At 45.4% G+C, this 24483-nt stretch carries 18 protein-coding genes and 2 tRNA genes; 16 read left to right on the top strand and 4 right to left on the bottom strand.

What is annotated here, in order from left to right; all coding sequences use genetic code 11:
- Positions 1-73: 73 nt before the first annotated feature.
- On the top strand, positions 74-2254 hold the full coding sequence (locus H5647_RS14780) for a sensor histidine kinase (protein ID WP_045859647.1): 2181 nt from the start codon (positions 74-76) through the stop codon (positions 2252-2254).
- A 68-nt stretch (positions 2255-2322) separates the two neighbouring features.
- On the opposite strand, the gene xthA is transcribed toward H5647_RS14780, so the two are convergent.
- The 4 genes from xthA to H5647_RS14760 all read right to left on the bottom strand — a co-directional run bounded on the left by xthA (position 2323) and on the right by H5647_RS14760 (position 5842).
- A complete protein-coding gene (gene xthA / locus H5647_RS14775; RefSeq protein WP_045859645.1) occupies positions 2323-3135 on the bottom strand; it encodes an exodeoxyribonuclease III in 813 nt (270 codons plus the stop codon).
- A gap of 74 nt (positions 3136-3209) precedes the next feature.
- The gene (locus tag H5647_RS14770) at positions 3210-5324 is read right to left on the bottom strand and encodes a carboxy terminal-processing peptidase (RefSeq protein ID WP_045859643.1); all 2115 of its coding nucleotides are present in this window, start codon (positions 5322-5324) and stop codon (positions 3210-3212) included.
- Between the two features lie 332 nt (positions 5325-5656).
- Positions 5657-5733: transfer RNA gene (locus H5647_RS14765), tRNA-Asp, on the bottom strand.
- Between the two features lie 33 nt (positions 5734-5766).
- Positions 5767-5842: transfer RNA gene (locus H5647_RS14760), tRNA-Val, on the bottom strand.
- A 223-nt stretch (positions 5843-6065) separates the two neighbouring features.
- Between H5647_RS14760 and H5647_RS14755 the strand changes: the two genes are divergently transcribed.
- From H5647_RS14755 to H5647_RS14685, 15 genes are all read left to right on the top strand, one after another.
- Positions 6066-6524 carry a cytochrome c-type biogenesis protein gene (locus H5647_RS14755; protein ID WP_236074911.1) on the top strand — a complete coding sequence of 153 codons (459 nt, stop codon included), beginning with the start codon at positions 6066-6068 and terminating at the stop codon, positions 6522-6524.
- 80 nt (positions 6525-6604) lie between these two features.
- Positions 6605-7876: a c-type cytochrome biogenesis protein CcmI gene (ccmI, locus tag H5647_RS14750; RefSeq protein ID WP_045859640.1), complete on the top strand. Its 1272-nt coding sequence runs from the start codon at positions 6605-6607 to the stop codon at positions 7874-7876.
- Positions 7877-8029: 153 nt separating this feature from the next.
- Entirely contained in the window at positions 8030-11533 is a 3504-nt protein-coding gene (smc, locus tag H5647_RS14745) for a chromosome segregation protein SMC (RefSeq protein ID WP_045859638.1), read from the top strand.
- An 82-nt stretch (positions 11534-11615) separates the two neighbouring features.
- Positions 11616-12659, top strand: coding sequence for a cell division protein ZipA (gene zipA / locus H5647_RS14740; RefSeq protein ID WP_045859636.1), 1044 nt, complete (start codon positions 11616-11618; stop codon positions 12657-12659).
- A 26-nt stretch (positions 12660-12685) separates the two neighbouring features.
- A complete protein-coding gene (gene ligA, locus H5647_RS14735; RefSeq protein ID WP_045859635.1) occupies positions 12686-14719 on the top strand; it encodes an NAD-dependent DNA ligase LigA in 2034 nt (677 codons plus the stop codon).
- Positions 14720-14775: 56 nt separating this feature from the next.
- Positions 14776-15366 carry a transglycosylase SLT domain-containing protein gene (locus H5647_RS14730; protein WP_082087189.1) on the top strand — a complete coding sequence of 197 codons (591 nt, stop codon included), beginning with the start codon at positions 14776-14778 and terminating at the stop codon, positions 15364-15366.
- Positions 15367-15382: 16 nt separating this feature from the next.
- Positions 15383-15805, top strand: a complete 423-nt coding sequence (locus H5647_RS14725) for a hypothetical protein (protein WP_045859634.1) — start codon at positions 15383-15385, stop codon at positions 15803-15805.
- Positions 15806-15839: 34 nt separating this feature from the next.
- Positions 15840-16115, top strand: a complete 276-nt coding sequence (locus H5647_RS14720; RefSeq protein WP_045859633.1) for a hypothetical protein — start codon at positions 15840-15842, stop codon at positions 16113-16115.
- Positions 16112-17161, top strand: coding sequence for an AraC family transcriptional regulator (locus H5647_RS14715; RefSeq protein ID WP_045859632.1), 1050 nt, complete (start codon positions 16112-16114; stop codon positions 17159-17161). The genes H5647_RS14720 and H5647_RS14715 overlap by 4 nt, the downstream gene beginning before the upstream one ends.
- A 139-nt stretch (positions 17162-17300) precedes the next feature.
- A complete protein-coding gene (locus H5647_RS14710) occupies positions 17301-17864 on the top strand; it encodes a DUF4136 domain-containing protein (RefSeq protein ID WP_045859631.1) in 564 nt (187 codons plus the stop codon).
- Between the two features lie 176 nt (positions 17865-18040).
- Entirely contained in the window at positions 18041-19825 is a 1785-nt protein-coding gene (locus tag H5647_RS14705) for an acyl-CoA dehydrogenase C-terminal domain-containing protein (RefSeq protein WP_045859630.1), read from the top strand.
- Between the two features lie 375 nt (positions 19826-20200).
- Positions 20201-21799, top strand: a complete 1599-nt coding sequence (locus H5647_RS14700) for an AMP-binding protein (RefSeq protein WP_045859627.1) — start codon at positions 20201-20203, stop codon at positions 21797-21799.
- 101 nt (positions 21800-21900) lie between these two features.
- Positions 21901-22812, top strand: coding sequence for an SPFH domain-containing protein (locus tag H5647_RS14695; RefSeq protein ID WP_045859625.1), 912 nt, complete (start codon positions 21901-21903; stop codon positions 22810-22812).
- A gap of 9 nt (positions 22813-22821) precedes the next feature.
- Positions 22822-23271, top strand: a complete 450-nt coding sequence (locus tag H5647_RS14690) for an NfeD family protein (protein WP_045859623.1) — start codon at positions 22822-22824, stop codon at positions 23269-23271.
- A 13-nt stretch (positions 23272-23284) separates the two neighbouring features.
- On the top strand, positions 23285-24454 hold the full coding sequence (locus H5647_RS14685) for a patatin-like phospholipase family protein (protein WP_045859620.1): 1170 nt from the start codon (positions 23285-23287) through the stop codon (positions 24452-24454).
- Positions 24455-24483: the final 29 nt, after the last annotated feature.

The following is a 24483-nucleotide window of genomic DNA, read 5'->3' as shown; positions in this document are numbered from 1 at the left end:
ATAGCAGGAGTAAAATGCCGTAACCCTATAACGTGCTGCGTTTAAAAAACGATCAAGCTAGGATTCGGCATTTATGTTTAAATTTTTCTTACCTTCCAGCAAAGTCCAAAAAGATCGCAGCATCATGCGTACAACTGATTCGCGAATGGCGAAATACAGTCGACGCGGCTTGATCTTCAATTTTGTTGCTTATCTAGTGTGCTTGGTAGGTGGCCGTTTTGTTGATGAAAATAGAGATTTAACCATCACGCTAACCATTGGGTTATTGTTTATCACAATAGTTCGTGGTTTCTTTCTTTTTCGTTTCGATCAGCTGTACCCGCGTGCGCCACAGCGTTGGCGAAATAGTTACTTTATTGCAACACTACTGGGTGCGTTTTGGTGGGCCGTGATTCTTGTGAGTATCACGTTAAAGCTAGAGATGCGAAACGAAGCGCCGTTGTTGTGGTTGTATACGGTCGTCTTTTTTTCAACAACTGCGCATGCGTTTGCACCTTACCAAAAGTTCTTATCTTATTATCAATTTATTGGCCTAGTGCCAGCTGCAGTATCAGCGCTATTTGTTGACTATTTTACATCCTATCTATACGGCATATTAATGCTGGTTTTCTATTTTGTGTTAGCGCACCAATGTCGTTTAATCTCGGAAAATTATTGGGAGCGATTAGAAGCCGCTTATGCACTTGCCCGAAAAACACAATCTATCGAAGAAGAGAAACGAGACACTCGTGCAAGCGTTCAATTGAATAGAGAGTTTTTAACGTATTTACGGCATGATTTACAGCGTATTTATTCGCGCTCCAAAGAGGCTTTACAGGCGTTAGATGAAGGGACGGTAAACCGCCCGCTAATGCGGCAATGCGAAAAATCTTTTCAAAATGTTTTCCACAATGTAAGTGATTTCAATAGTGTTTTGAATAAAGAGCTCACGCTCGAAAACAAAATATTTAATATTCGGCATGAACTACAGCACATAGTGGCAGAATATATCGACGATTCTGAGGCTGAAGGAGTCCGGATTGAAACGGCACTTTCACCAACACTGCCAATGCGGTTAAAGGGCGATGCCTCAAGGCTGGCTCAAATTCTGCGCACTTTGATTTCTCTCAATGTAAAAACACTTGAAAGCGGCGTGATATTGATTGAAGTGGAATTTCTGCGCGAGTATGAAACAGCTGGCGAACTTTATATTAATATCTCGAGTTTCAATACAGCACACAAGAAACGTTTTTTTGGTGATGACGAAGCAAATGTCCCAAGAGTAAACCTCTCGTTCGCTGTTGCAAAGGGTTTGGCAGATCTTATGAATGGCAGTATAGAGGTGAGTGAAATTGCTGAAGAAGGGCATCTTTATCGTTTCGACGCAAAATTCGATATAGCTGAGCAAGCGGGTCATCTTGATTTTCATCGAAATTCGTTTTATGGCCACAGCGTAATGCTTATTCAGAGCGATAGACGCATTGTCGATATCAAGCGACGAGAGCTAATTGCCTTGGGGTTTGAGGTGTATACCGAATCCCAATATAAGCGCGCACAGCAACAATTAGTGAATAGCTATAAAGATGGAAAGCCTATTGAATGTGTTTTCTATTATTTTCAGGAGGGGGACGATGAGGCTGCGGAGTTTAATCGACAGTTGTCGGAACATTCCGAATTGCGCTATACGCACCAATTGGTCGCTGCAACCGATCGCCAGCAGCGTCTTTTGATTAATCAAGGTTTTACGGATAATGAGTACCTTCATGTCGTTAACAAGCCATCGGGGCTGTATGAATTAGAGTCGTCTTTCAAGGAAGTGTATAGCCACTTTGACGATATCGATATTCCCATTGAGGATGTTCCCGTCGAGGCGTTGGATGAAACCTATCAACAGATGGTGTTAATTAGTCGACGAGAAAATGCTGAATCGCGGGTGCGAGAGATGCTTGAAGGGTTAAGATTTGAGTTAACCATTGTGTCTGATGAGTCGAAAATCGCGCAAATTTTCTCGAAGAAATCACCGGCAATGGCAATGGTAGATTGCGATGAAGAACCTGCTTTTATTCGTATTGTTGACGGGATTCGTGATATAGAACAGCAAAACGGTACCGAGTTTTATATTCCAATTATAGGCATCAGCTCTTCTTCTAGCGCTTCAGAGTCAACGGCTTACGAGTTGGGCGTAGATGATTTTGTCGATTTATCAAACCCTAAAAAGCATTTGCGTAGAGTGGTAGAGAATTGGTTAGCGCTAATGGTTGTAAGCGAAGATTAAAGAGTGCTTTATTGAAACGGAGCGTTTACCTTTGAAGTGTGACGTTTCAATAAAGCCGTTTAACTGAATTAAAGCTTAAACTCCGACCAAATAGGGCAGTGGTCAGAAGGTTTTTCCATTGCTCTTACATCAGTGTCTATTCCTGCAGCAGTGCACTTTTGGGTAAGGCTTTCGGTTGCAAGCACAAGGTCAATACGAAGGCCGCGTCTGGGCTCCCGTTCAAAGCCTTTGCTGCGATAATCAAACCAACTGTACTCACCTTCTGCAGCGCCATTAACGAGCCTAAATGTATCAGTAAGGCCCCATGCCAATAGGCGCTCTAACCATTCGCGTTCTTCTGGCAAAAAGCTGCATTTCCCAGAGCGAATCCACCGTTTACGGTTGTCGTCGCCAATACCTATGTCGATATCTTTATGAGAAATATTCATGTCGCCAATGACTAGTATGTTGTCTTTAGGTGAGAAGTTTTCTTCAAGGTAGTGCTGTAGATCTTCGTAATATTTACGTTTGTTAGGGTATTTTGTAGGATGTTCGTTGCTTTCACCCTGTGGGAAATAGCCATTCATAACAACAATAGGCTGGCCGTCCACTTCGAATTCTCCGCAGACAAATCGCTTTTGTGCGGTGTCATCGTCGCCAGGAAAACCTTTTTGTGTTTTAACAAAGGGGTGACGAGACAGTAGCGCAACGCCGTAATGTGTTTTTTGGCCAAGAAAGGCGACGTGATACCCCATCTCTTTTATGGCGTCGATAGGAAAATCTTCGTCGGTTACCTTGGTTTCTTGTACACCGATAAAGTCAGGATTGTGTTTATCGATAACGGCTTGCAGTTGGTGTAAACGAATGCGGATACTATTTACATTAAAAGAAACACACTTCATGGCGGTTATAAATCCGAGTATTGTTTTTCAAAAAAAGAAAGAGCGGCCCAAGCTAAGCGCTAGGGCCGGTTTGATTAGAAGGTGGCCGCTTGTTGCGTACTAGTTGTGGGCGTTAAGCGTATAAGGTCCACGAGAATATTGCCCGCCTCGATCAAGAGAGTGTCGCCGTCAACATCGATTTTGTTGTGCTCTGAAGAGGATGCTTTTTTCTTTTCGTCTTCTTCAAATTCTTTCTCGGAGTTCCGGAACTCAACTAAGTTTTTGTAAGGTGCCAGATTTTTTGCGATGCGACGTTTGTTGTCTATATCCATAGCTTGTGTTTCAAGCCGCTCTTTATCTGCAATACGGTCTTTCTCATTGAGAGACACTACTTTATTCAGCTTGTTTTCTTTCATTATGTCGATTTGATCGAGAATGAACCTGAAGTCTGGGTCGTGACTTACGCGTTTTTCATGCTCTTTTGTCAGCGCGGGAATAAGAGAAGAGAAATCAAAGTACGAGGCGTGCGGTACGGCGTGTATTTGATCCCACGGTAGAGCGTTATCGTAAGATGATTCACCCACTTCTTCATTGTCGATGAGTAGGGGGAGGGATATGTCAGGCACAACGCCTCGGTGTTGCGTGCTATCACCGGATACACGGTAAAATTTAGATTCCGTGATTTTTAGTTTACCTTCTAATAAGGGCGTAACGGATTGAACCGTTCCCTTACCAAACGACTGTGAGCCTACGATTAAGCCGCGGTTATAGTCTTGAATAGCTCCAGCAAAAATTTCGGAGGCTGATGCGCTTAATCTGTTTACCAAAACGATTAGAGGGCCGCGATACCGTGCCTTGGAGTGTGAGCGGCTGTGACGGTTTATCCTGCCATCAGGAGAGCGAATTTGAACAACGGGCCCTTGATCGATGAAAAGGTCTGTTAGGCGAGTTGCTTCATGAAGCGAACCGCCGCCGTTGTTGCGTAAATCGAGAATAACACCATCGACGTTTTCAGCGCGTAATTCTTCTAGCAACACAAATACGTCTTGAGTACTGCTTTTAAAATTCGGATCACGGTTGTTGTAGGCTTCAAAGTCAATGTAGAAAGCGGGTAAGTGAATGACGCCCACTTTAAAAATAGATTTCCCGTCGGATAACTCCATAATCGCTTTTTGTGCGGCTTGGTCTTCTAGTTTAACCTTGCCGCGATTAATGCGAATAACTTTTGAAACGGTGTTCGCGGGCGAGTCGGAAGGTACAACCTCAAGCTTAACCATGGTGTTTTTAGGGCCACGAATAAGGTTTACTACTTCATCGAGGCGCCATCCAACAACGTCGACCAATTCACCGTCATCTCCTTGACCGACAGAAACAATTCGATCGGCAGCTTTGAGTTGGCCTTGTTTGTCTGCCGGGCCGCCGGCTACGAGCCTCACGACTTTGGTAAATTCATCTTCTGATTGGAGCACTGCTCCAATTCCTTCCAAAGAGAGTGACATATTTATGTCAAAGTTTTCGGAGGTGCGTTGGCTCCAGTAATTTGTATGAGGGTCGTAAAGCATGGTTAAGGCGTTAACCATTGTCTCGAATACATCGACGCTGTCTTGCTGTAGAACGCGGTTTAACTGGTTTTTATAGCGGCGTTGTACCGTGGTGCGAGCTTCTTCAGCGGTTTTTCCTGCAAGTTTAAGGTTGAGGAGGCTGAGCTTTAATCGTTTATACCAAAGGTCGTCTGCTTCGGCGCGTGTGTTTGGCCAGGTAGCGTTTTCACGGTCCAAATTAATGGAATCTTTTTCTGTGAAATTGAACTTAACATTTGAGTCTTCAAGTAGTTCGAGCACGCCTTCTAGTCGAGAAACGAGGCGCTGCCTGAAAGTATGGTAGATGTCGAATCCAGGCTCTAAGTTGCCTTTCTTGAAAAAGTCGTCGAAGTTGGAGGCATTTTTACTAAAGCCGTCGATGTCTTTTTGGTAGAAAAACATTCTTGAGGGGTCGAGGGTGTCAAGGTAGTGATCTAAGAATTGCTGAGATAACTGATCGTCGACAGATTGTTCGCGATAATGCCGAGACTGTAATTTATTGATGACATCTTTAACTGTTTCGGCTTGGCTGCTGGTGTACTGGAGCGGCGAAACAATTGAAGCGTTTAATGCAAATGGCAGCAGTAATAATGATAAAACGCAAAAACGAAAAGTGGCGATCAATCTCATACGTAGGGTAACCAGCGTTTATAGTTTGTTAGAAGTCGCGTGCGCTTCGCAAGGAGAAGCATACGCCAAATATAGCACAGAGTACTGCTGCTAAGGGGTGGGCAGCCGGCATTTCATGGAGTTTTGAGCGCTGTTTGCGCCTTTCGTTCCGGTGAAAGCGTTAAAAACGAGCAAATAAGAATTATAGTGCCACCGAACTTGGCTGTGCTTGTGATAGTTGTTGATATAAGGGCGTGTCGCTTTAACCGTGCAGATGGGTTGGTTGGACCGAAAGTGTTTTACGGTGATATACAAAAAAGCCCCACTCATAAAGAGCGGGGCTTTTTTGTATATGGCGACCCGGAAGGGACTTGAACCCTCGACCTCCGGCGTGACAGGCCGGCATTCTAACCAACTGAACTACCGGGCCGCGTAACTTCGATTCCATACTGCAAAGCAGATATGGTGGGTGGTACAGGGGTCGAACCTGTGACCTACGCCTTGTAAGGGCGCCGCTCTACCAACTGAGCTAACCACCCTCGAAGGAGCGGCTATTGTAATGATTCTTTTATGGCGGTCAATACCTTTGTGACACATTCTTACGGGTTTTTGAGTTGATGGGTTGCATGGCGAAGCGTGGTAGAGAAAAGAATGTGCAAGTTGTTGAATTTATGGCCAAATTTGTTGGTGTGAGTACTGTGCTGTATCTGGAGTGGAGCGCGCTGCTATAATGTCGGCCATTTAACGTTGAGGGTGCTCCACTTGAATCATTGGACAGTTTTTTCATTTATTCGATACCTGCATTGGGTCTTTTTTATCGGAGTATTGGCTTGTGGCGCGAAAAATGTTCTAGCAGGTATTGATGCTTATGAGTTTGACTCAGAAGTAGATCGTGCACGGTATCAACGTTTAGCGCAGGAGTTACGTTGCCCTAAGTGCCAAAACCAGAACTTGTCCGATTCGAATTCAGCCATTGCGATTGATTTGCGCAATGAGGTGGCTCGCATGATTCGAGAGGGGCGTAGTGATAGTGAGATAAAGACGTATATGGTAAATCGATACGGGGATTTTGTTTTGTATCGGCCGCCAATACAAAATAATACGTTGGTACTTTGGTGGGCACCCGCCGTGATGTTGTTCGTCGGGTTATGTGTTTTTGTTGTGATTGCCTTTCGTAGACGGCGATTAGTGGACAGCGGTAGCGGCGACGTTCAGGCGTAGTGCTGTTGTACCTATAACAATAATGAGTGCGGCCCAATGTGACTGCCGCAAGATATTAAACGCTATTTAGGGGAAGTTCTTTGGAAATTGCATTTTGGCAAGGATTCTTGGCGCTAATTGTATTGGCGATAATTTTCGTTCTTTGGCCCACAGTCTTCATTCGTAAAGAAAAGAAGCGTGAATTGCTGATAGATGCGCAGGAAGAAGCTAATCAAGATGTGTTTAAAGAGCACGTAAAAGAGCTTCAGGCTACACATCTGCGCGGCGAACTAGAAGCGAATGAGTTCAGTGCGCTTAAACAAGATCTCGATAAAACCTTGGTTATAGAAAACGAAGGCACTGCTTCGCAGTCGGATAAACCCATTATTGCGAGCTTTAAAAGCCGTCTGCCTGTTATCGCGCTAGCGGTTGCACTCCCAGTATGCACTTTAGCATTATACAGTTGGCTGGGTGCTAAGCCTGATTGGGCAATCTACGAGCTTGCTAAAGAACGTGCTCATGCGGCGTCAATGGATGAGCGAAACCAGCTTAGTGAGCAGCTTATCGAGCGTTTACAGGTTCGTCTCGAGAGCAAGCCCGAAAATGAACATAACTGGCATTTACTTGCGACCGTTGCTTCGGAGGTGGGTGATTACGACGAAGCGGTTAGAGCTTTTAGGCGAGTACTTGAAATTGAGCCTCGGGCCGCCCAAGTGATGGCTGAACTCGCTCAGGCGTTGTTCTTGCTCGCGGGTAATACGATTACGCCGGAGGTCAGCGAAAACACTCATTTGGCGCTACAGTTAAACCCAAAAATGCCAACAGCGCTTGGCTTAGCGGGGATAGAAGCTTTCCAAACAGGGAAGTACCAAACTGCAATTGAGCACTGGAGTTTGGCGGTGTCCCAACTAGACCCTAGCTCGCCGTCGTCAGTTGCTTTGACCGGCGGTATTGCGCGGGCACAAGCAGCGTTGAATAAGTCTGGAGCTAATCATCAGAGTGATACAACACCTGAAGTGGCGTTGAATTCAGTGTTAAATGTTTCGGTAAGCTTTGATAAAAGCTTAGTAAATGCAGAGCCGGATGACCAAGTGTTTGTCTATGCACGCGCTTGGCAAGGCCCCAAAATGCCTTTAGCCATTCGGAAGTTGAAAGTGTCTGAATTACCTATCCGAATACAGTTGGACAATAGTATGGCCATGGCGCCCGGTATGGATTTGGGTAGTTTTCCTCAGGTGGAGCTTGTTGCGCGTATAACTGGCTCTGGTAGTGCGATACCCCAGTCTGGTGATTGGCAAGTCTCGGAAGGTCCAATAATTGTTGCGGAGCAGACGAAGACGATAACGCTTAAGATCTTCGAGCAGATCCCATAAGGGTAAAGGCGCCTCGCTAGTCTCTAATTTAATAAATTCAGTAATGCTTAGCCGAGCCTATCTGTGTAGAATCGGCGGCTTTCCTTTTTAGCCAATACAGTCCTTCATCATAGTAAGGCGTGGCGTTCAGTTCAAAATCGGTGTCTAAAATATATGCGGTTGAAATGTATCAAATTGGCGGGATTTAAATCTTTCGTCGACCCAACCACCGTTAATTTCCCCAGTAATCTTTGTGCTGTAGTTGGGCCCAATGGTTGTGGTAAGTCCAATATTATCGACGCTGTTCGGTGGGTAATGGGCGAATCTTCGGCGAAAAACTTGCGTGGCGAGGCGATGACAGACGTCATTTTTAATGGCTCAAGTGGTCGAAAACCTGTTGGGCAGGCATCTATTGAGCTCGTATTTGATAATAGCGATGGCACCATTGTTGGAGAGTTTGCTGGTTACTCGGAAATTGCCATAAAACGAAAGGTCACGCGAGAGAGCCAGAATATTTATTACTTGAACGGTAATAAGTGTCGGCGACGTGATATCACCGACATATTTTTAGGAACAGGCCTTGGGCCGAGAAGCTACGCTATTATCGAACAAGGTATGATTTCTCGATTAATTGAGGCTAAGCCAGAAGAGCTGCGCGTTTATATCGAGGAAGCGGCAGGCATTTCAAAATATAAAGAGCGTCGTCGCGACACTGAAAATCGTATGCGGCGTACGCATGAAAACCTTGAGCGTCTTGCCGATATTAGAGAAGAACTCGAACGGCAACTCTCACGGTTAGAACGTCAATCGCAATCAGCTGAAAAGTACACTGAATTTAAGAAAGAAGAGCGTGCGCTAAAAGCAAGGCTGCAGGCCCTGCGTTATCAGCAATTACAGCTTAAATCAGACCAAAAGCACAAAGAAATCAAAGAGTTGGAGCTTAAAGTTGAAGCTCGAGTAACGGAGCAGGTGCGCCATGACGCGGATATCGAAAAGTATCGAGCGGAATATACGGAGAAAAGCGACACGTTCAACGAAGTTCAAGGCCGTTACTACGCTATTGGTTCCGATATTACGCGTATTGAACAAGCGATCCAGCATGCGGAAGAGCGTGAGCGTCAATTACGTATAGACCTAGAACAAACGGAGCGAGATTGTACGGAAGCTCAGGAACATTTATCCGTTGATATGGCCAAAGCTGAAGGTTGGGAAGCTGAGCTGCTTGAAATACTACCGGAGCTGGAGTTGGTGCAGGGTTCCGAAGAAGAGTCTGGTTCTATTCTCGTTGAGGCTGAGGAGTCTATGCATCTGTGGCAGCAAGACTGGGATCAATTTAATTTGAAGGCCGCTGAGCCACGTCAGCAGGCTGAAGTTCAGCAGTCTCGTATTAAGTATCTCGAACAGGTACAAACGCGATTACTGGAGAGAATGGATCGGTTGAAATCTGAGCGAGATGCGCTCGTTATCGATGATGTTGCCGACGATATAGAGATTCTCCAAGAAGAGCTGGCAACACTAGAGCTTTCAGCGGAAGAAAAAAGAGAGCAAGTTGAAGCCCTTACCGACGTTGTAAATGAAGCGCGCGACGCACAGCACAAATTTACGGAAGAGCGTGATTTGTTGCGGTCGGACATTCAGCGCGCCCGTGGGCGGCATGCGTCACTCGAAACGCTTCAGCAGGCGTCGCTGGGTCAAGCGGCGGGCTCAACTACGCAGTGGTTAGAATCTCAGGGGCTGGCAGATTATCCGAGGCTGGCCGAGAAAGTAGAGGTAGAACAGGGGTGGGAAACCGCGGTTGAGGTTGTGCTTGGAAACACACTTCAGGCCGTCTGTATGGAAAGTACACTCGACGCTATTAGCGAGTCCTTAAATAGTTTTGACGCGGGCGAAATGACATTTTTTGACGCGACATTGGTAACCGATTCGGTTGGCACAGATACGTTACTGTCTAAGTTACGCTCTCCCGTAAATTTGTCGTCAGCGTTGGCGGGTATTCTGGTTGCCGAGGATTTAGCTGAAGCTCTCGCTAAGCGCAAAGCTCTAAGTGCGGACCAATCGATAGTCACCAAAGACGGAATTTGGTTGGGTTCAAATTGGCTAAAGGTTGTAAAGGCGGATGACGCCAATGCAGGTGTAATTGCTCGCCAAAAAGAATTGGACGAACTCAGTTTACATATTGAGGCGCTCGAAGGGCGCATCGAAACCCTTATCGAACAAGTTGAGACCTCAAAATTACGCAATAGTGATAGTGAAAAAGCGCGCGAAAATCTTCGTCGAGAGGCTGATGACTTAGGGCGGAAGTATAATGAGGCGAAATCGTCGCTCAGCTCGAGCCGGGCAAAAGTAGATCAAGTCACTGAGGGTCGCGAACGCGCCCAGCGTGATATCGCTGACGCTCAAGCACAGATGGATGCTGAATCTGTCAACCTTGTTGACGCGCGAACGTTGCTCGAAGCTTCCATTTCAGCTATGGAGACAGATACTGCCGAAAGAGAGGCGTTGCTGCACAGACGAGACAGCATACGCGGTAAATTAGACGAAGCCCGCCAAAAGGCTCGTCACGACAAGGATCGTGCTCACGAACTTGCAATGCGGCACCAATCGTTAAAAACGCAAGTGGATGCCATTAAACAAGGCATTCAACGACTTCAAGACCAGATGGGTCGAATGCAAGAGCGGCGTGAAACCCTCAAAGGGTCTTTGGAAGAAAATCGTGAACCAGTTGAAGAGCATAAGCTAGATTTAGAAGCGTCACTCGAAAAGCGTATTACTGTTGAGCAGGAATTGACTGAAACTAGAAAGATTGTAGAAACGGTTGAGTCGGCCTTACGTGATATTGAAAAGCAGCGGCACCAAATTGAATCCACGATTGGTGGCATTCGAGTGGAGCTCGAAAAAGCACGTTTGGATGCACAAACGCTAGATGTTCAAAGTGAAGGCCTCAAGCAGCAGTTGGTCGAACAAGAATACGATTTGGCTACTGTGCTGTCTTTGCTTGACGATGATGAGGACGAGGCGTTACTTGAAGAGTCGCTAACAAAAATGGGCAATCGTATTGCGCGTCTAGGGCCAATCAACCTAGCGGCAATTGATGAGTACAAAACAGAGTCTGAACGAAAAAATTATTTGGATGCGCAGAACGACGATTTGAGCGAAGCGCTGGAAACGTTAGAAAATGCCATTAAGAAAATTGATAGAGAAACACGAACGCGATTTAAAGAGACGTTTGATCAAGTAAATACTGGGATACAAGAGTTGTTTCCTAAAGTGTTTGGTGGTGGGCATGCTTATCTAGAGTTGACCGGCGACGATATGCTCGATACAGGTATCGCTATTATGGCGAGACCACCAGGCAAAAAAAATAGCACTATTCACTTGTTGTCTGGTGGGGAAAAGGCGCTAACAGCCATTGCTTTAGTCTTCTCAATATTCCGATTAAATCCGGCGCCGTTTTGTATGCTAGACGAGGTTGATGCGCCTTTGGATGACGCCAATGTTGGACGTTACGCCCGAATGGTGGAAGAAATGTCGAGCCAAGTACAGTTTATTTATATTACGCATAATAAAATTGCCATGGAAATGGCGCAGCAGCTTATGGGCGTTACCATGCATGAACCGGGTGTTTCTCGCATGGTAACAGTTGATGTTGAAGCCGCAGCAGAACTGGCATCAACTTAACGTCATTTTTTTTGAAACGCAGTAATAGAAAATGTTGCATGATTAATTTAGAACACAAAAGTTTAGGGGGAAAATAAGCGGCATGCGAGATTGGTTAACGGTCATCATCGTTTTGCTTATTGTCGGTATATTGCTGGATGGATTTCGGCGTATGAGGCAATCTAGGCGTGAAAATTTGCAAATATCCAAAAAAGCAAAAGAAGCCGATAGAGGGAAAGTCTCGGTTAGCTCTAGCGAATTTCCGCGTGGTGGTGCACGAGTGGCTGGATATCGCGATCCCGACCATGTCAGCAGTATTAATGAATCGCTCAAGAGTACTTACCTGGCGAAGAAGACAACTATCGGCGCTCCCAACAGGATTCCAGAGCAGGTGACGCTCAATCTAGATGAGCATGTTCCTATGCTGATGGACTCTGTAGCCGAAGATTTGTCCGAAGCCGAACAGCGTGCGTCAGGAGAAGATGAAATAGAACATGTTAATGAGCCTATTTTAGGTGACCTTAAAGATATCGATACCACGGTAGAACATGAAGAACAGCCTGTTGCAGAAGCGCCTAGCGTTATACTTGAAAATCATCATGAGCCTGACCATTCGCCAGTAGAAGCGGAGATAACTTCTGCGAGTACAATCGACAATACAGCCGACAACACAAAGTATTTGCAACCCGATAAAGTGCTTATTATTAATGTAATGGCCAAACCCAGCGCTCGGTTTGACGGTGATGCGTTACTGGCCGCTCTTATGGAGCAGGGTATGCGGTTAGGCGCTATGGATATATTTCATAGGCACGTAAACGATGATGGCGATGGGCCGGTACTTTTCAGTCTCGCTAACATGGTGGTACCCGGTACGTTTAGTCTCGCACAAATGAAAAGTTTTCATACACCTGGTGTGAGTTTGTTTTTAAGTTTGCCGCTCGAAATTACCGACGAAGAAGGAAAGATTCCCAATGGGTTAAGCATACGTGCGTACGATAATTTGGCAGCAACGGCAAAAGCGTTAGCTGCTGCATTAAATGGCGAATTAAAAGATAAGAATCGCAGCGTAATGACGCAGCAAACGATAGATTATGATCGTGAACTTGTTGTGGAATATGAAAGAAAGCAGCGGCTCACTCGAGCTTAAGCATTGCCCATTCGAGAAATACAATCATGAGCAACCCCGAATTGTCGGTTCCGACAAAGGTGTTAGAGCATCGAGACAAACTGGTTTCGACGCTCAATTATCATAGTAAACAATACTACCTTCTAGACCAGCCAGAATTACCGGATGCAGAATATGATCGGTTATTTCAGGCATTAAAATCGATTGAAGAGGCTTACCCCTCGCTGCGTGACGACACGTCACCAACCCAGCGAGTGGGAGCCAAACCTCTCCCTGAGTTTGAATCTGTTACACATTTAGTACCCATGTTATCGCTCGATAACGCCTTCAGTGATGAGGATATGCACGCGTTTGATAAGCGTATTAAAGAGCGCGTGAAGAGCGATGCGTCTATTCAATACAGTTGTGAACCGAAATATGACGGCATTGCTGTAAGTTTGCTCTATCGCGATGGCGTTTTAGTGCAAGGCGCTACACGGGGTGACGGGGCAACGGGCGAAAATATTACGCAAAATGTACGCACCATTGGTTCTATACCGTTAGCGCTTGTTGGCGCAGGGTTTCCCTCTGTGCTCGAGGTGCGTGGAGAAATCTTCATGCCCAAAAAAGGCTTCGAAGCGCTTAATACACGGCAAGTGGCTAAAGGGGAGAAAGCGTTCGTTAATCCGCGCAACGCTGCTGCGGGTAGTTTAAGGCAGTTGGACCCTTCTATTACCGCAACACGCCCGTTAATCATGTGTGCGTATAGTGTTGGTTATGTGGAGGGACATTTACCTTCAACGCACAGTGCAATACTTCGACAACTGGAGCTTTGGGGTTTTGTTATTAGCGAGCAGCTTGACGTGGTAACGGGCGCGCAAGGTTGTCTCGATTATTTTGCTCGTTTAGGGCTTGAAAGAGCGTCGCTTCCATTTGATATAGATGGCATTGTATTTAAAGTTGATAGTATTGCGCTTCAGAAAACATTGGGTTTTGTTTCACGTGCGCCGCGTTGGGCCATTGCACATAAATTTCCCGCACAAGAAGAGTTGACCCGCCTGAATGCGGTAGAGTTTCAGGTGGGCCGTACGGGTGCCATTACCCCTGTTGCTAGATTAGAGCCTGTTTTTGTCGGCGGTGTTACGGTTTCAAACGCGACACTTCATAACCGTGATGAAATAGATCGTTTGGGGCTCTGTATAGGTGATACTGTTATTGTTCGGCGTGCGGGCGATGTTATACCGCAAATTGTCGCTGTGGTACCGAATAATATGGGTGAATCACGGGAGCCAATAGAATTTCCCTGCGAGTGCCCCGTTTGCGGTTCGCTTGTTGAAACATTAGAAGGCGAGGTGGTTGCCCGTTGTAGTGGTGGGTTGGTGTGCGAAGCTCAGCGCAAAGAAGCAATTAAACATTTCGCAAGCCGTCAAGCGATGGATATTGACGGCTTAGGCGATAAGCTCGTAGAACAGTTCGTTGATGAAGGGCTTGTGAATAAAGTGGCCGACCTATTTACACTAGAGGGCCATTCCATAGCAGGATTAGAGCGCATGGGCAGTAAATCGGCAGAGAACCTATTGCGTTCGCTCGAAAAGTCTCAATCGACAACTTTACCCCGTTTTTTATTTGCACTGGGTATCAGAGAGGTGGGGCAAGCAACCGCTCGTAATCTTGCGCAACATTTCGGCAAGCTAGAGGGGTTAATCGCTGCTGAAGAATCGGCGTTACAGAGTGTCGATGATGTTGGCCCAATAGTGGCGCATTATGTCTACGACTTTTTTCGGCAACCACACAATATTGAAGCAATTGAATCCCTTAAAATAGCAGGTGTTCATTGGCCAGAAACAGAACCTGTTGAACGGAAATCGTTGCCGTTAGAGGGTAAAACGTTCGTCTTGACCGGTAGCCTAGAAAAGATGACGCGTGACCAAGCAAAAGAGCGGTTATTGAAAAAAGGTGCGAAGGTTGCTGGCAGCGTGTCGGCAAAAACACATTGTGTGGTTGCGGGGCCTGGCGCTGGGTCAAAATTAACAAAAGCCGAAAGTTTGGGGCTTCAAATTATGGACGAAGCGACCTTCATTGAATTTATAGAGACATTATAATAATGATGAGCGTGACGGTAGTGCAGCTAAAGGGAATTACGGCACGGTCAATATTGATGGTTGTAGTATCAACGTTTTTATTACTTACAGGGTGTGTATCTACACCACCGAAACATCAGGATAATATTTGCCATATATTCGACGAAAAAGATGGCTGGTATAAAAGGGCAAAGAAGGCGAGTAAGCAGTGGGGCATTCCTATAGCCACAAACATGGCTATCATGCATCAAGAAAGTCGGTTTGTACCTAAAGCTAAACCGCCGCGCACGAAAATTCTTGGTTTTATACCAGGGCCTCGTAAAAGTAGCGCTTATGGTTACCCTCAAGCGAAAGACGAGACATGGGATTGGTACAAGGATAAGACAGGGAGTTGGGGCGCGGATCGCGACGAGTATGGAGATTCAATCGATTTTGTTGCGTGGTTTAATCATATTAGCGTTACTTCAGCCGGTATTCGGGCGAATGATACCTACCGATTATACTTGGCTTACCATGAAGGTCATGGGGGCTATAAACGCGGTACTTATAAAAAGAAGGCCTGGCTAACCGCTGTTGCCCGAAAGGTTGATAAGCGGGCGAAGATGTATCAGGCACAGCTCAACAAATGCGAAGACCGTTTAGATTCTTCGTGGTGGTGGCCATTTTAAGGACGGGGTCGACATAATGGATCAAGAATCAATTGTTTACGGATGTATTAAAGATGCAGTGCACTATCAAGATGACGCGATGAGGCGTCAGGCTAACCGTAGTGCAATGTTGTCATTGCCGAAGGCGGATGAATGGCCGTACCTTTGCCAAGAAATGTTTGCCATTCCCCATATGGAAACTGGCACAGAGCACTATCAAACAGAGGTAATGCATTTTGGTGCGTCTTATAAGGCGATAGAGTATGAATGGGCGCAGTGGATGGAAAAATTTGAGACACTACTCAATAAAATGTATTGGGTGTCTGCTGTTGTACATTTAGAAACCGAATTGACGGGCACACACACTTTTACCTGGGAAAGTAGGGCGAACAGCCATACGCCGGGTGCAGGGATACAGCAAGTTCAGTGTGAGTGGACTCAAGAAAATACTTTTTTGTAAAAATTGAACATCACCACTAGAGACGTAATGTAGATTGAAAATTAATTTTAAAGTTAACAAACGTTATAACTTTTTCGTCACACTTTTTGCGTGCGCTGCTGCACTCTGGATGATGGTTACTCGTTTTAATTATCCGGTAGAAAAATTACTGACCATTTTTTGGATTTGTTTGGCGGCGCTAGTGTTAATACTCGTTATAACCGCGCCGTTAGCTTTGTTGTTACGCTGGTTGGCCGTTAGGCGCGATCGTGATCAGTTGGTATCGCAGCCAACGCCACCAAAGGCGGGGAAGGGAAATGAATTGCCATGAGCAATAAAGATTCAATGATCCCTAGTGATTACGCTATTCGTTTGTTGGAGCAGGCGCAAGCGTCAGGTTGCGATCGTGATGATATTTTAAACCAAGCGGAGCTTGACTGGGTAAGTCTTCAGTCTCGTAGAGAGATATCGGGTAAGCGCTATGGGCTGTTGTATCAGGCTGTTATGCGTGCGGCAGAAGATGAATGGTTTGGGATGTTCGTTGGGGGCAAAGTGCCTCTTGGCTCTTTTCGAATGATGTGTCTTACGTTATTAACGTGCGCTAACCTGCAGCAAGCTATTATTCGTGCCGGTGAGTTTTCCGAAATATGCCGGGGAATGAAAGTACGGTTTAAATTAGATGTGGATGAGCAAATAGCCAGTGTATCAATGGCACCGGTTCATTCAATTTCGGTGGAGGAGTATGATGCGCTTATTAATGATGCTGACCCTTCGTATATGCTTACATCGATAATTGCTTGGCACAAGTTTACCGAGTGGCTTGCGGGTAAAACGATACCACTAGTGACATTACAGTTATCCTATCCTGCGGGAAAAAACGTAGAGCCTCTGGCCTACGCGCAGAACGTCAATATACAATATGATGCACCGAAAAATGGCTTCAGCTTTCCCGTTAAGTGTTTAGACTTTCCGTTAGTGCAAGACCATGATTCGCTCTTGTCTTTTTTGCGCACAGCGCCTTATCATTTAGTCACTGAAGATTCCCTCAAACTCAGCTTTGGCGAGCGTGTTCGGAATATATTAAAACGTGATGTGAGCCGTGCGATGCCATCTGCAGAACAACTGGCATCGCAGTTAAATATGTCGGTTACAACGCTGCGTCGTCAGTTATCGAAAGATTCTGTTTCTTATCAAAAGCTAAAGGATGACTGTCGGATGGAAGCTGCTATTTACTATCTTTCCTGTCTTGAGCTGTCTAATTCAGATATTGCAGAAAAATTAGGTTTCGACGAGCCTAGTGCTTTTTTTAGGTCGTTTAAAAAATGGACTGGGCAAACGCCGGGTGAATACCGAGCGCGATTGAATCAAAAAGCTTAGCAAACCGCCGAACCCCAAATTCTGCTGCGAATAATAATACAAAGACAAATAGTGTTATACACGAGCAGGATATTTTGGGGGTTTATAACGAGCAGTACTACTTTGCTCGTTGAAATAATAAGTTCCGAGGAATAATGTAATGTTTTTAAACCGTTCTATATTGCTATGTGTCACTTTAATATTGATGATGAGTGGTTGTGCAACTCGTCAGCCTGCCGTTGATTATCGTACGGAGTATGATTTTTCAACACTAGAATCTTTTGCCGTGTTGAAATTTGATAAAACGCATTATCAAAACCCAAAAGTATCGGAGTTAGAAGTTGATCGTATTGCCTCAGTGTTAAAAAATGTTTTCGCTGAGCGATACAGTGAAGTTGATAAGGAGCAGGCTGATTTTCATGTGCGCCATGTGTTGATTGTTGAAGAGCGTATGCGCGTAGACAATTACAACGCCTCCTTTGGTGTATACCGAGGAGGTTTTGGCTATAACTATGGTTATAGCACGCCCCCTAGTCAAAACACGTACTATCAGCAAGGCAGTATTATTGTCGATGTGTTGGATGCCCAAACTAACGAAGTGTTATGGCGTGGAACCGTTGAGGGAAAAGTTAAAAGAAATAGTACGCCTGAAGCTCGGCAAGCAAGAATCACACGCCAACTTTCCGGTTTGTTAGCGCAATTCCCGCCTTCAAAAAGTCAATAATACAGTTATAAAGTTGAAATATTGATACTCATGTCGCGCGAATTGGTAATTGTAAGATGTTCGACTCTGCGCAACTCTATACGCCTTAATCAAAAGTGCTTTTAGCGCACTGTTTGCCATTGCTTAAAGACTGATACTAAGCTGTAGAGTATGCATACACAAAAGAGGATGCCAGGATGTCGGATTACAAAGCCCCATTACGAGATATAGAGTTTGCACTCTACGAATTGCTGGGCTACGAAGCGCATTGTGCCAAGTTGCCCGGTGGCGAAGATGCTTCGCGAGAGTTGGTAAAAGCTGTGCTAGAGGAAGGCGCTAAGTTTTGTGAAAAGGTTATCTCCCCGCTCAATAGCATCGGCGATGAGCAAGGCTGTACATTAAGCGAGGGTGTTGTGACAACACCCGAAGGTTTTAAGGCAGCTTATGACCAATATGTTGAGGCCGGTTGGCCATCGATGTGTCATACCCAAGAACATGGAGGGCAAGGTCTTCCTGAATCATTGGGTACCGTTTTAAGTGAATTAACTGGTACGGCCAACTGGTCTTGGGCGATGTATCCCGGTTTGTCACACGGCGCCATGAATACACTCGAAATTCACGGAACCGATGAGCAAAAGAGTACTTACCTTACAAAGTTAGTAGAAGGCGCATGGACAGGCACAATGTGCTTGACTGAAGCGCATTGCGGAACAGACTTAGGGATGTTAAAAACTAAAGCTGAACCGCAGGACGATGGTAGTTATGCTATTACCGGCTCTAAAATTTTTATCTCAGCAGGTGAGCACGATTTGGCGGACAATATAATCCATATTGTATTGGCTAGGCTTCCCGATGCGCCAGAAGGCACCAAAGGTATTTCTCTATTTGTAGTTCCAAAGTTTTTGCCGGATATAAATGGTGATGCAGGCGAACGCAATCAAGTGAACTGTGGTTCACTTGAGCACAAAATGGGTATACACGGTAATGCCACCTGTGTCCTAAATTTTGATGGTGCAAAGGGGTATCTAATAGGCCCACCAAACCGTGGCCTAAATTGTATGTTTACCTTTATGAATACGGCCCGTTTGGGTACGGCCATACAAGGTTTGGCGCATGCCGAGTTAGGCTATCAGCAATCACTAGCCTATGCCCGTGACAGGTTGCAAATGCGGTCACTTTCGGGTGTGAAGAATCCTACTGGCCCTGCAGATCCCATTATTGTTCATCCCGACGTTCGTCGTATGTTACTTACACAAAAAGCGTTTGCCGAAGGTGGGCGTATGCTTATCTACTATGCTGCTCAATTAGTTGATGTGGAGCATCATGCAGAGGGTGAGGAAAAGCAGAATGCGGAGAATTTACTTGCGTTCCTGACGCCAATAGCAAAAGCATTCTTAACGGAAACGGGTTTTGAATCAGCCAATTTGGGTATGCAATGTTTTGGCGGGCATGGTTATATAAGGGAGTGGGGAGCAGAGCAAAATGTACGGGACGCCCGTATTTCAATGCTTTACGAAGGCACAACCGGCATACAAGCACTAGATCTCCTAGGGCGAAAAGTTCTTATGAGCCAGGGCGAACTGCTAAAAGGTTTTACCAAAATAATACACAAATTTTGCGAAGCCAACAAAGACGACCCAAGCATGTCAGAATTCATTACCCCATTGGCTGAGGCCAATAAAGAATGGGGGGACTTGACTATGCACGTTGGTTTGGCGGCGATTGCTGACCCTGAAGAGGTGGGAGCTGCGTCGGTCGACTACCTTATGTTTTCAGGTTATGTGACGCTAGCATATTTGTGGGCGAGGGCGGTTAAGGTGGCGTTAACGTCCTCGAATGAGGCGGAGATGGGTTTCTATGAAGCGAAAGTTAAAACGGCTCAGTTCTACTTCGCTCGTTTACTGCCTAGAACTAAAACCTTACAGGCGACTATTAAAGCGGGTGCTACCAGCCTCATGTCGATGGACGAGGCGCAATTTTAAATATAGGTTGCGTTGTTCCCAGCGATAGAGTGGGGTTGTATCAAGAAAGAGTGAGAGTTGATCTTCACTCTTTTTTTTGGCTTCGATTATTGTTTCTAACAACCCCCAAACTTTTTTGCTGTATTTTAGGTGCGTGAAATGAACAATTAACGAATACCTAGAAGCGCTAATAAAGCGAAGTGAACACAGTGTTTAGTTGCAATATAGCCGAAGCGAACCGCTTATACCGTATATTTATGCTTTAGAGGAATATTACCAACGCTTGAATCCATATAATAATTGTAAGACGTTGAGAATAGCCCATAATTGGGCCTATATCTCGAGCAACCACCCTCAGTCATTAATTTACTATTCAGTTATTTTTAGGAGTCTTCATTGATACCAAGATATAACAACACACTTGAACTTCTTGAACACTCATTTGAGGTCTATGCGGATAAACCAGCGTATACCTGCATGGGGCAAACATTAACCTACCGAGAAATGGATGACTTGAGTAATCGCTTTGCCAGCTATTTACGCAATGATCTCAATTTATCAGAAGGTGATCGTGTTGCGATTCAATTACCAAACATACTGCAATTTCCGGTCGTGCTTTATGGGATATTGAGAGCAGGTTTGGTTGTGGTCAACACCAATCCTCTTTATACCCCTCGGGAGATTAAGCATCAGCTTCGAGACAGCGGCGCAAAAGTACTTATTGTGCTGTCAAATATTGCGCACAATGCCGCAAGTATTGTGAAGCAAACCGAAGTAGAAACGGTGATAGTGACAAATCTTGCTGATTTGCATCCAACGCCTAAGCGATTATTGATTAACTCGGTTGTTAAATACGTTAAGAAATTGGTGCCACCTTTTGAATTTGAGAATAAGGTGTCACTTAGACAATGCTTGAAAAACGCCGCCCAACCATTTGCTAGACCCGTCTTTAGCGATGACTCTCTTATGGTGTTGCAATACACCGGAGGAACAACGGGCATATCGAAAGGCGCGATGTTAACGCAAAAAAACGTGACAACTAATGTTTGGCAAACGCTTTGTCAATTGGAGAACGCTTTTGTTCCAGGCAAAGAAACGTTTGTAGCTTGTTTGCCTTTGTACCATATTTATGCACTAAATATTCACGCCTTAGCGGGTTTTTGTCTTGGTGAGCACAATCTGCTCATCCCAAACCCTCGCGACCTCAATTCAATGATCAAAGCGTTGGCCGCTCAACCCTTCACCGTTTTTGTGGGCCTCAATACCTTGTTTACGGCACTGGCACGCAATGAAGCGTTCAAAGCATTAGATTTTTCTAGCCTTAAAGTGACGTCTTCGGGCGGCATGGCTTTAACTGATCACGCCGCTGATACTTGGAAGGCGGTAACAGGGTGCGATGTTTGCGAAGGATATGGGTTGACCGAAACATCGCCGGTGGTGTGCAGCAATAGAATCGATGATATTCGACGAGGCACCGTTGGAACTGCGGTAAACGAAACGGAAATATTATTGCTCGACGATGACGGCAAGCCTGTAACGGACGGGCCGGGTGAACTGTGTGTTCGCGGGCCGCAAGTTATGAAGGGGTATTGGAACAACGAAGATGAGACGAATAAAGTATTATCGGACGATGGCTGGCTTAAAACAGGCGATATAGCCGAGATAGACAGCGATGGCTGTATTCGAATTGTCGATCGTAAAAAAGATATGATACTAGTCTCTGGGTTCAATGTTTACCCTAATGAAGTTGAAGACGCAGCTACTCAAATGCCTGAAATTGTCGAAGCAGCCGCAATTGGTATCCCTGATGAAAAGTGTGGTGAAATTGTTAAGTTGTTCGTCGTCGCGGTGAATAACAAGCTTACAGAAGAAGAGGTTTATAATTTTTGCCGTAAAAATTTAACGGCCTACAAAGTGCCGAAAATTATTGAGTTTCGAGACGCTTTACCTAAAACTAACGTAGGGAAAATTTTAAGGCGAGAGCTTAGAGATTAATATGCTCTATGGAAGGCTTATAGTTAAACCTGTTTTACAGGGTATCTATAGGGAAAATAGTTACGTTATCATAACGATAATGTTTAACAGGAGTGGTTAGTATGGTAGATCTCAATCTGGTCGCGATAATATTTATCGCGTTTGTCGTTGTCGTCATATTTAAAGGATGGAAAAGTGTTCCGCAGGGTGAAGAATGGACTGTAGAGCGTTGGGGGCGCTTCATTCGCGTACTAAAACCTGGCTTTAACATTATAGTTCCGTTTGTCGATGCTGTTGGGCATCGTCAAATCGTGATGGAGCAGGTACTTGATGTTGAACCCCAAGAAGTGATTAGTGCCGATAATGCGATGGTGACTACCGATGCCGTATGTTTTTTCCAAGTTATCGACTCTATTAAGGCATCGTATGAAGTTAATGACTTGCCGCGAGCCATGCAGAACTTGGTGATGACGAATATTCGTGCGGTGCTGGGGTCTATGGAGCTAGACGCAATGCTCTCGAATCGAGACGCCATTAATACTGCGTTGTTGATTAAAGTGGATGAAGCTACTAACCCCTGGGGCTTAAAAGTCACACGTATTGAAATTAAAGATATTCGGCCACCACGCGACCTTGTGGATGCGATGGCAAATCAAATGAAAGCAGAGCGAGAAAAACGCGCGCAAATATTACGAGCAGAAGGTGAGCGTGAGTCGTCAATTAAAGTTGCCGAGGGTGATAAGCAGGCGCAAATTTTGAGTGCGCAAGGTAAGCGTGAAGCGGCATTTCTGGAGTCTGAAGCACGTGAACGTGAAGCTCAGGCTGAAGCAAAAGCTACGCGAGATGTTAGTGTTGCTATTGCTGAGGGTAATCAGCAAGCAATTAATTATTTTGTTGCGCAAAAGTATGTCGACGCACTGGGTAAAATTGCAGCAGCAGACAATAGTAAGGTCGTTTTAATGCCAATAGAAGCCTCGAGTGTAATTGGCTCTATTAGCGGCATTAAAGAATTATTCGATAATGTTAAGAAATAAGGGCTTTACATGGATCAGTCGTTGTCTGAAATTGTAGGGCCATGGTTCTGGTTAGCCATTGGATTGGTGTTGTTGGGGCTGGAGCTTCTTGGCGCAGGAGGCTTCTTGCTGTCGATAGGGGTTTCTGCACTTATCACGGCGGGTATTTCGGGGATGACGGAACAACCTTGGCCCGTTGAATTTGTTATTTTCGGCGTACTTTCTGTTGTTACCACGTACATGTATTGGAAATTTGTACGGCCCAATAACATAGAAACAGAAGACCCAATGTTAAACAATAAAATGGCAAGGCTTGTAGGGCATAAAACCGCAATACTCGTGCCGGTAAAGGCAGGCGTCGGTAAAGTGCAAATTCATGATGCACTGTGGGTTGTTTCCTGTGATACAGACCTTGATAGTGGTGTATTGGTAGAGGTAACTGGCTACGAAGGCGCTACACTTAATGTTAAGCCCATTTAAGTTATGAACGCCAATGTCAACAAATGCTCTTATTCTATCTGGTGGTGGTGCTCGCGCCTCCTATCAGGTAGGCGTGTTAAATGCATTGGCGGATATCCTTCCTGACCTACATAATCCTTTTCCAATAATTTGTGGTACGTCTGCGGGTGCTATTAATGCGACCGCTCTAGCGTCGCACTCTGGGGAATTTAGGCAAAGCGCGTTAGATTTGGCTGATACATGGAAAAGCCTCGAAATTGACAATGTATTTCACGCGGGTTGGTGGCCGTTAATTGCTGGGTCTCTAAAAATTGGAGGTTCGCTATTTAATCACGGTATCGGTACCTCAAAACCCTTAGCGCTGCTTGATAATGCGCCGTTAAGAGAGTTTCTCTCCCGTATTATTACTTTCGACAACATACCTAAGAATATCGCAAACGGAAATCTGGAGGCTTTATGTATTACGGCTTTGGGGTATAACTCCGGCGAATCCGTTAGCTTTTTTCAAGGGAACAGTGCACTTAGAGGGTGGCGGCGATACAGACGTGTGGGTACGCCATCAGAGATAACCGTTGAGCATTTAATGGCCTCTTCTGCGATCCCAACGGTTTTCCCAACGGTACCGTTAAGTCGTGAGTATTTTGGTGATGGCGCTATGCGACAAATGGCTCCTATCAGCCCGGCATTGCATCTAGGTGCCGATCGGGTTTTTATCATTGGCGTGAGTGGCAATCGCAATCCCTCTCATTGGGGGGCTCCTAAGTATTTACCTCGGCCTAAACATTCTCCTTCAATGGCGCAAATAGTAGGGCAAATGTTTAATAGCGCGTTTATTGACGCGCTAGAGGGCGATATTGAGCACTTGGAGCGCGTGAATCACTTATTAAAACTGGTTGATGCCCAGCGTTGCGAAAAAACTCATCATTTACGGCCCGTTGATACGCTTATTATTTCACCCTCTAAACCCCTCGATAAAATTGCAGGCCGGTGTGTGCGGCATATGCCTGCTAGCTTAAGGTTTTTTCTTCGTGCTATTGGTGCTACAGCCCATGGCGGGGGCTCTGCTGCGGCGAGCTATCTGTTGTTCACACGCGAATACTGCAATGAACTGATGGATTTAGGCTATCAAGATGCGATGTGGGAAAAAGATAATATTGAAGCTTTCTTTGAAAGGGGTGATCAGAAGAATACCTTTGGGGCATAATCATGCTCCATTAAGCCACCTAGTTATAC

The organism is Teredinibacter purpureus, assembly GCF_014217335.1.
Classification (GTDB): domain Bacteria; phylum Pseudomonadota; class Gammaproteobacteria; order Pseudomonadales; family Cellvibrionaceae; genus Teredinibacter; species Teredinibacter purpureus.
This window is presented reverse-complemented; position numbering and strand designations above follow the sequence as displayed.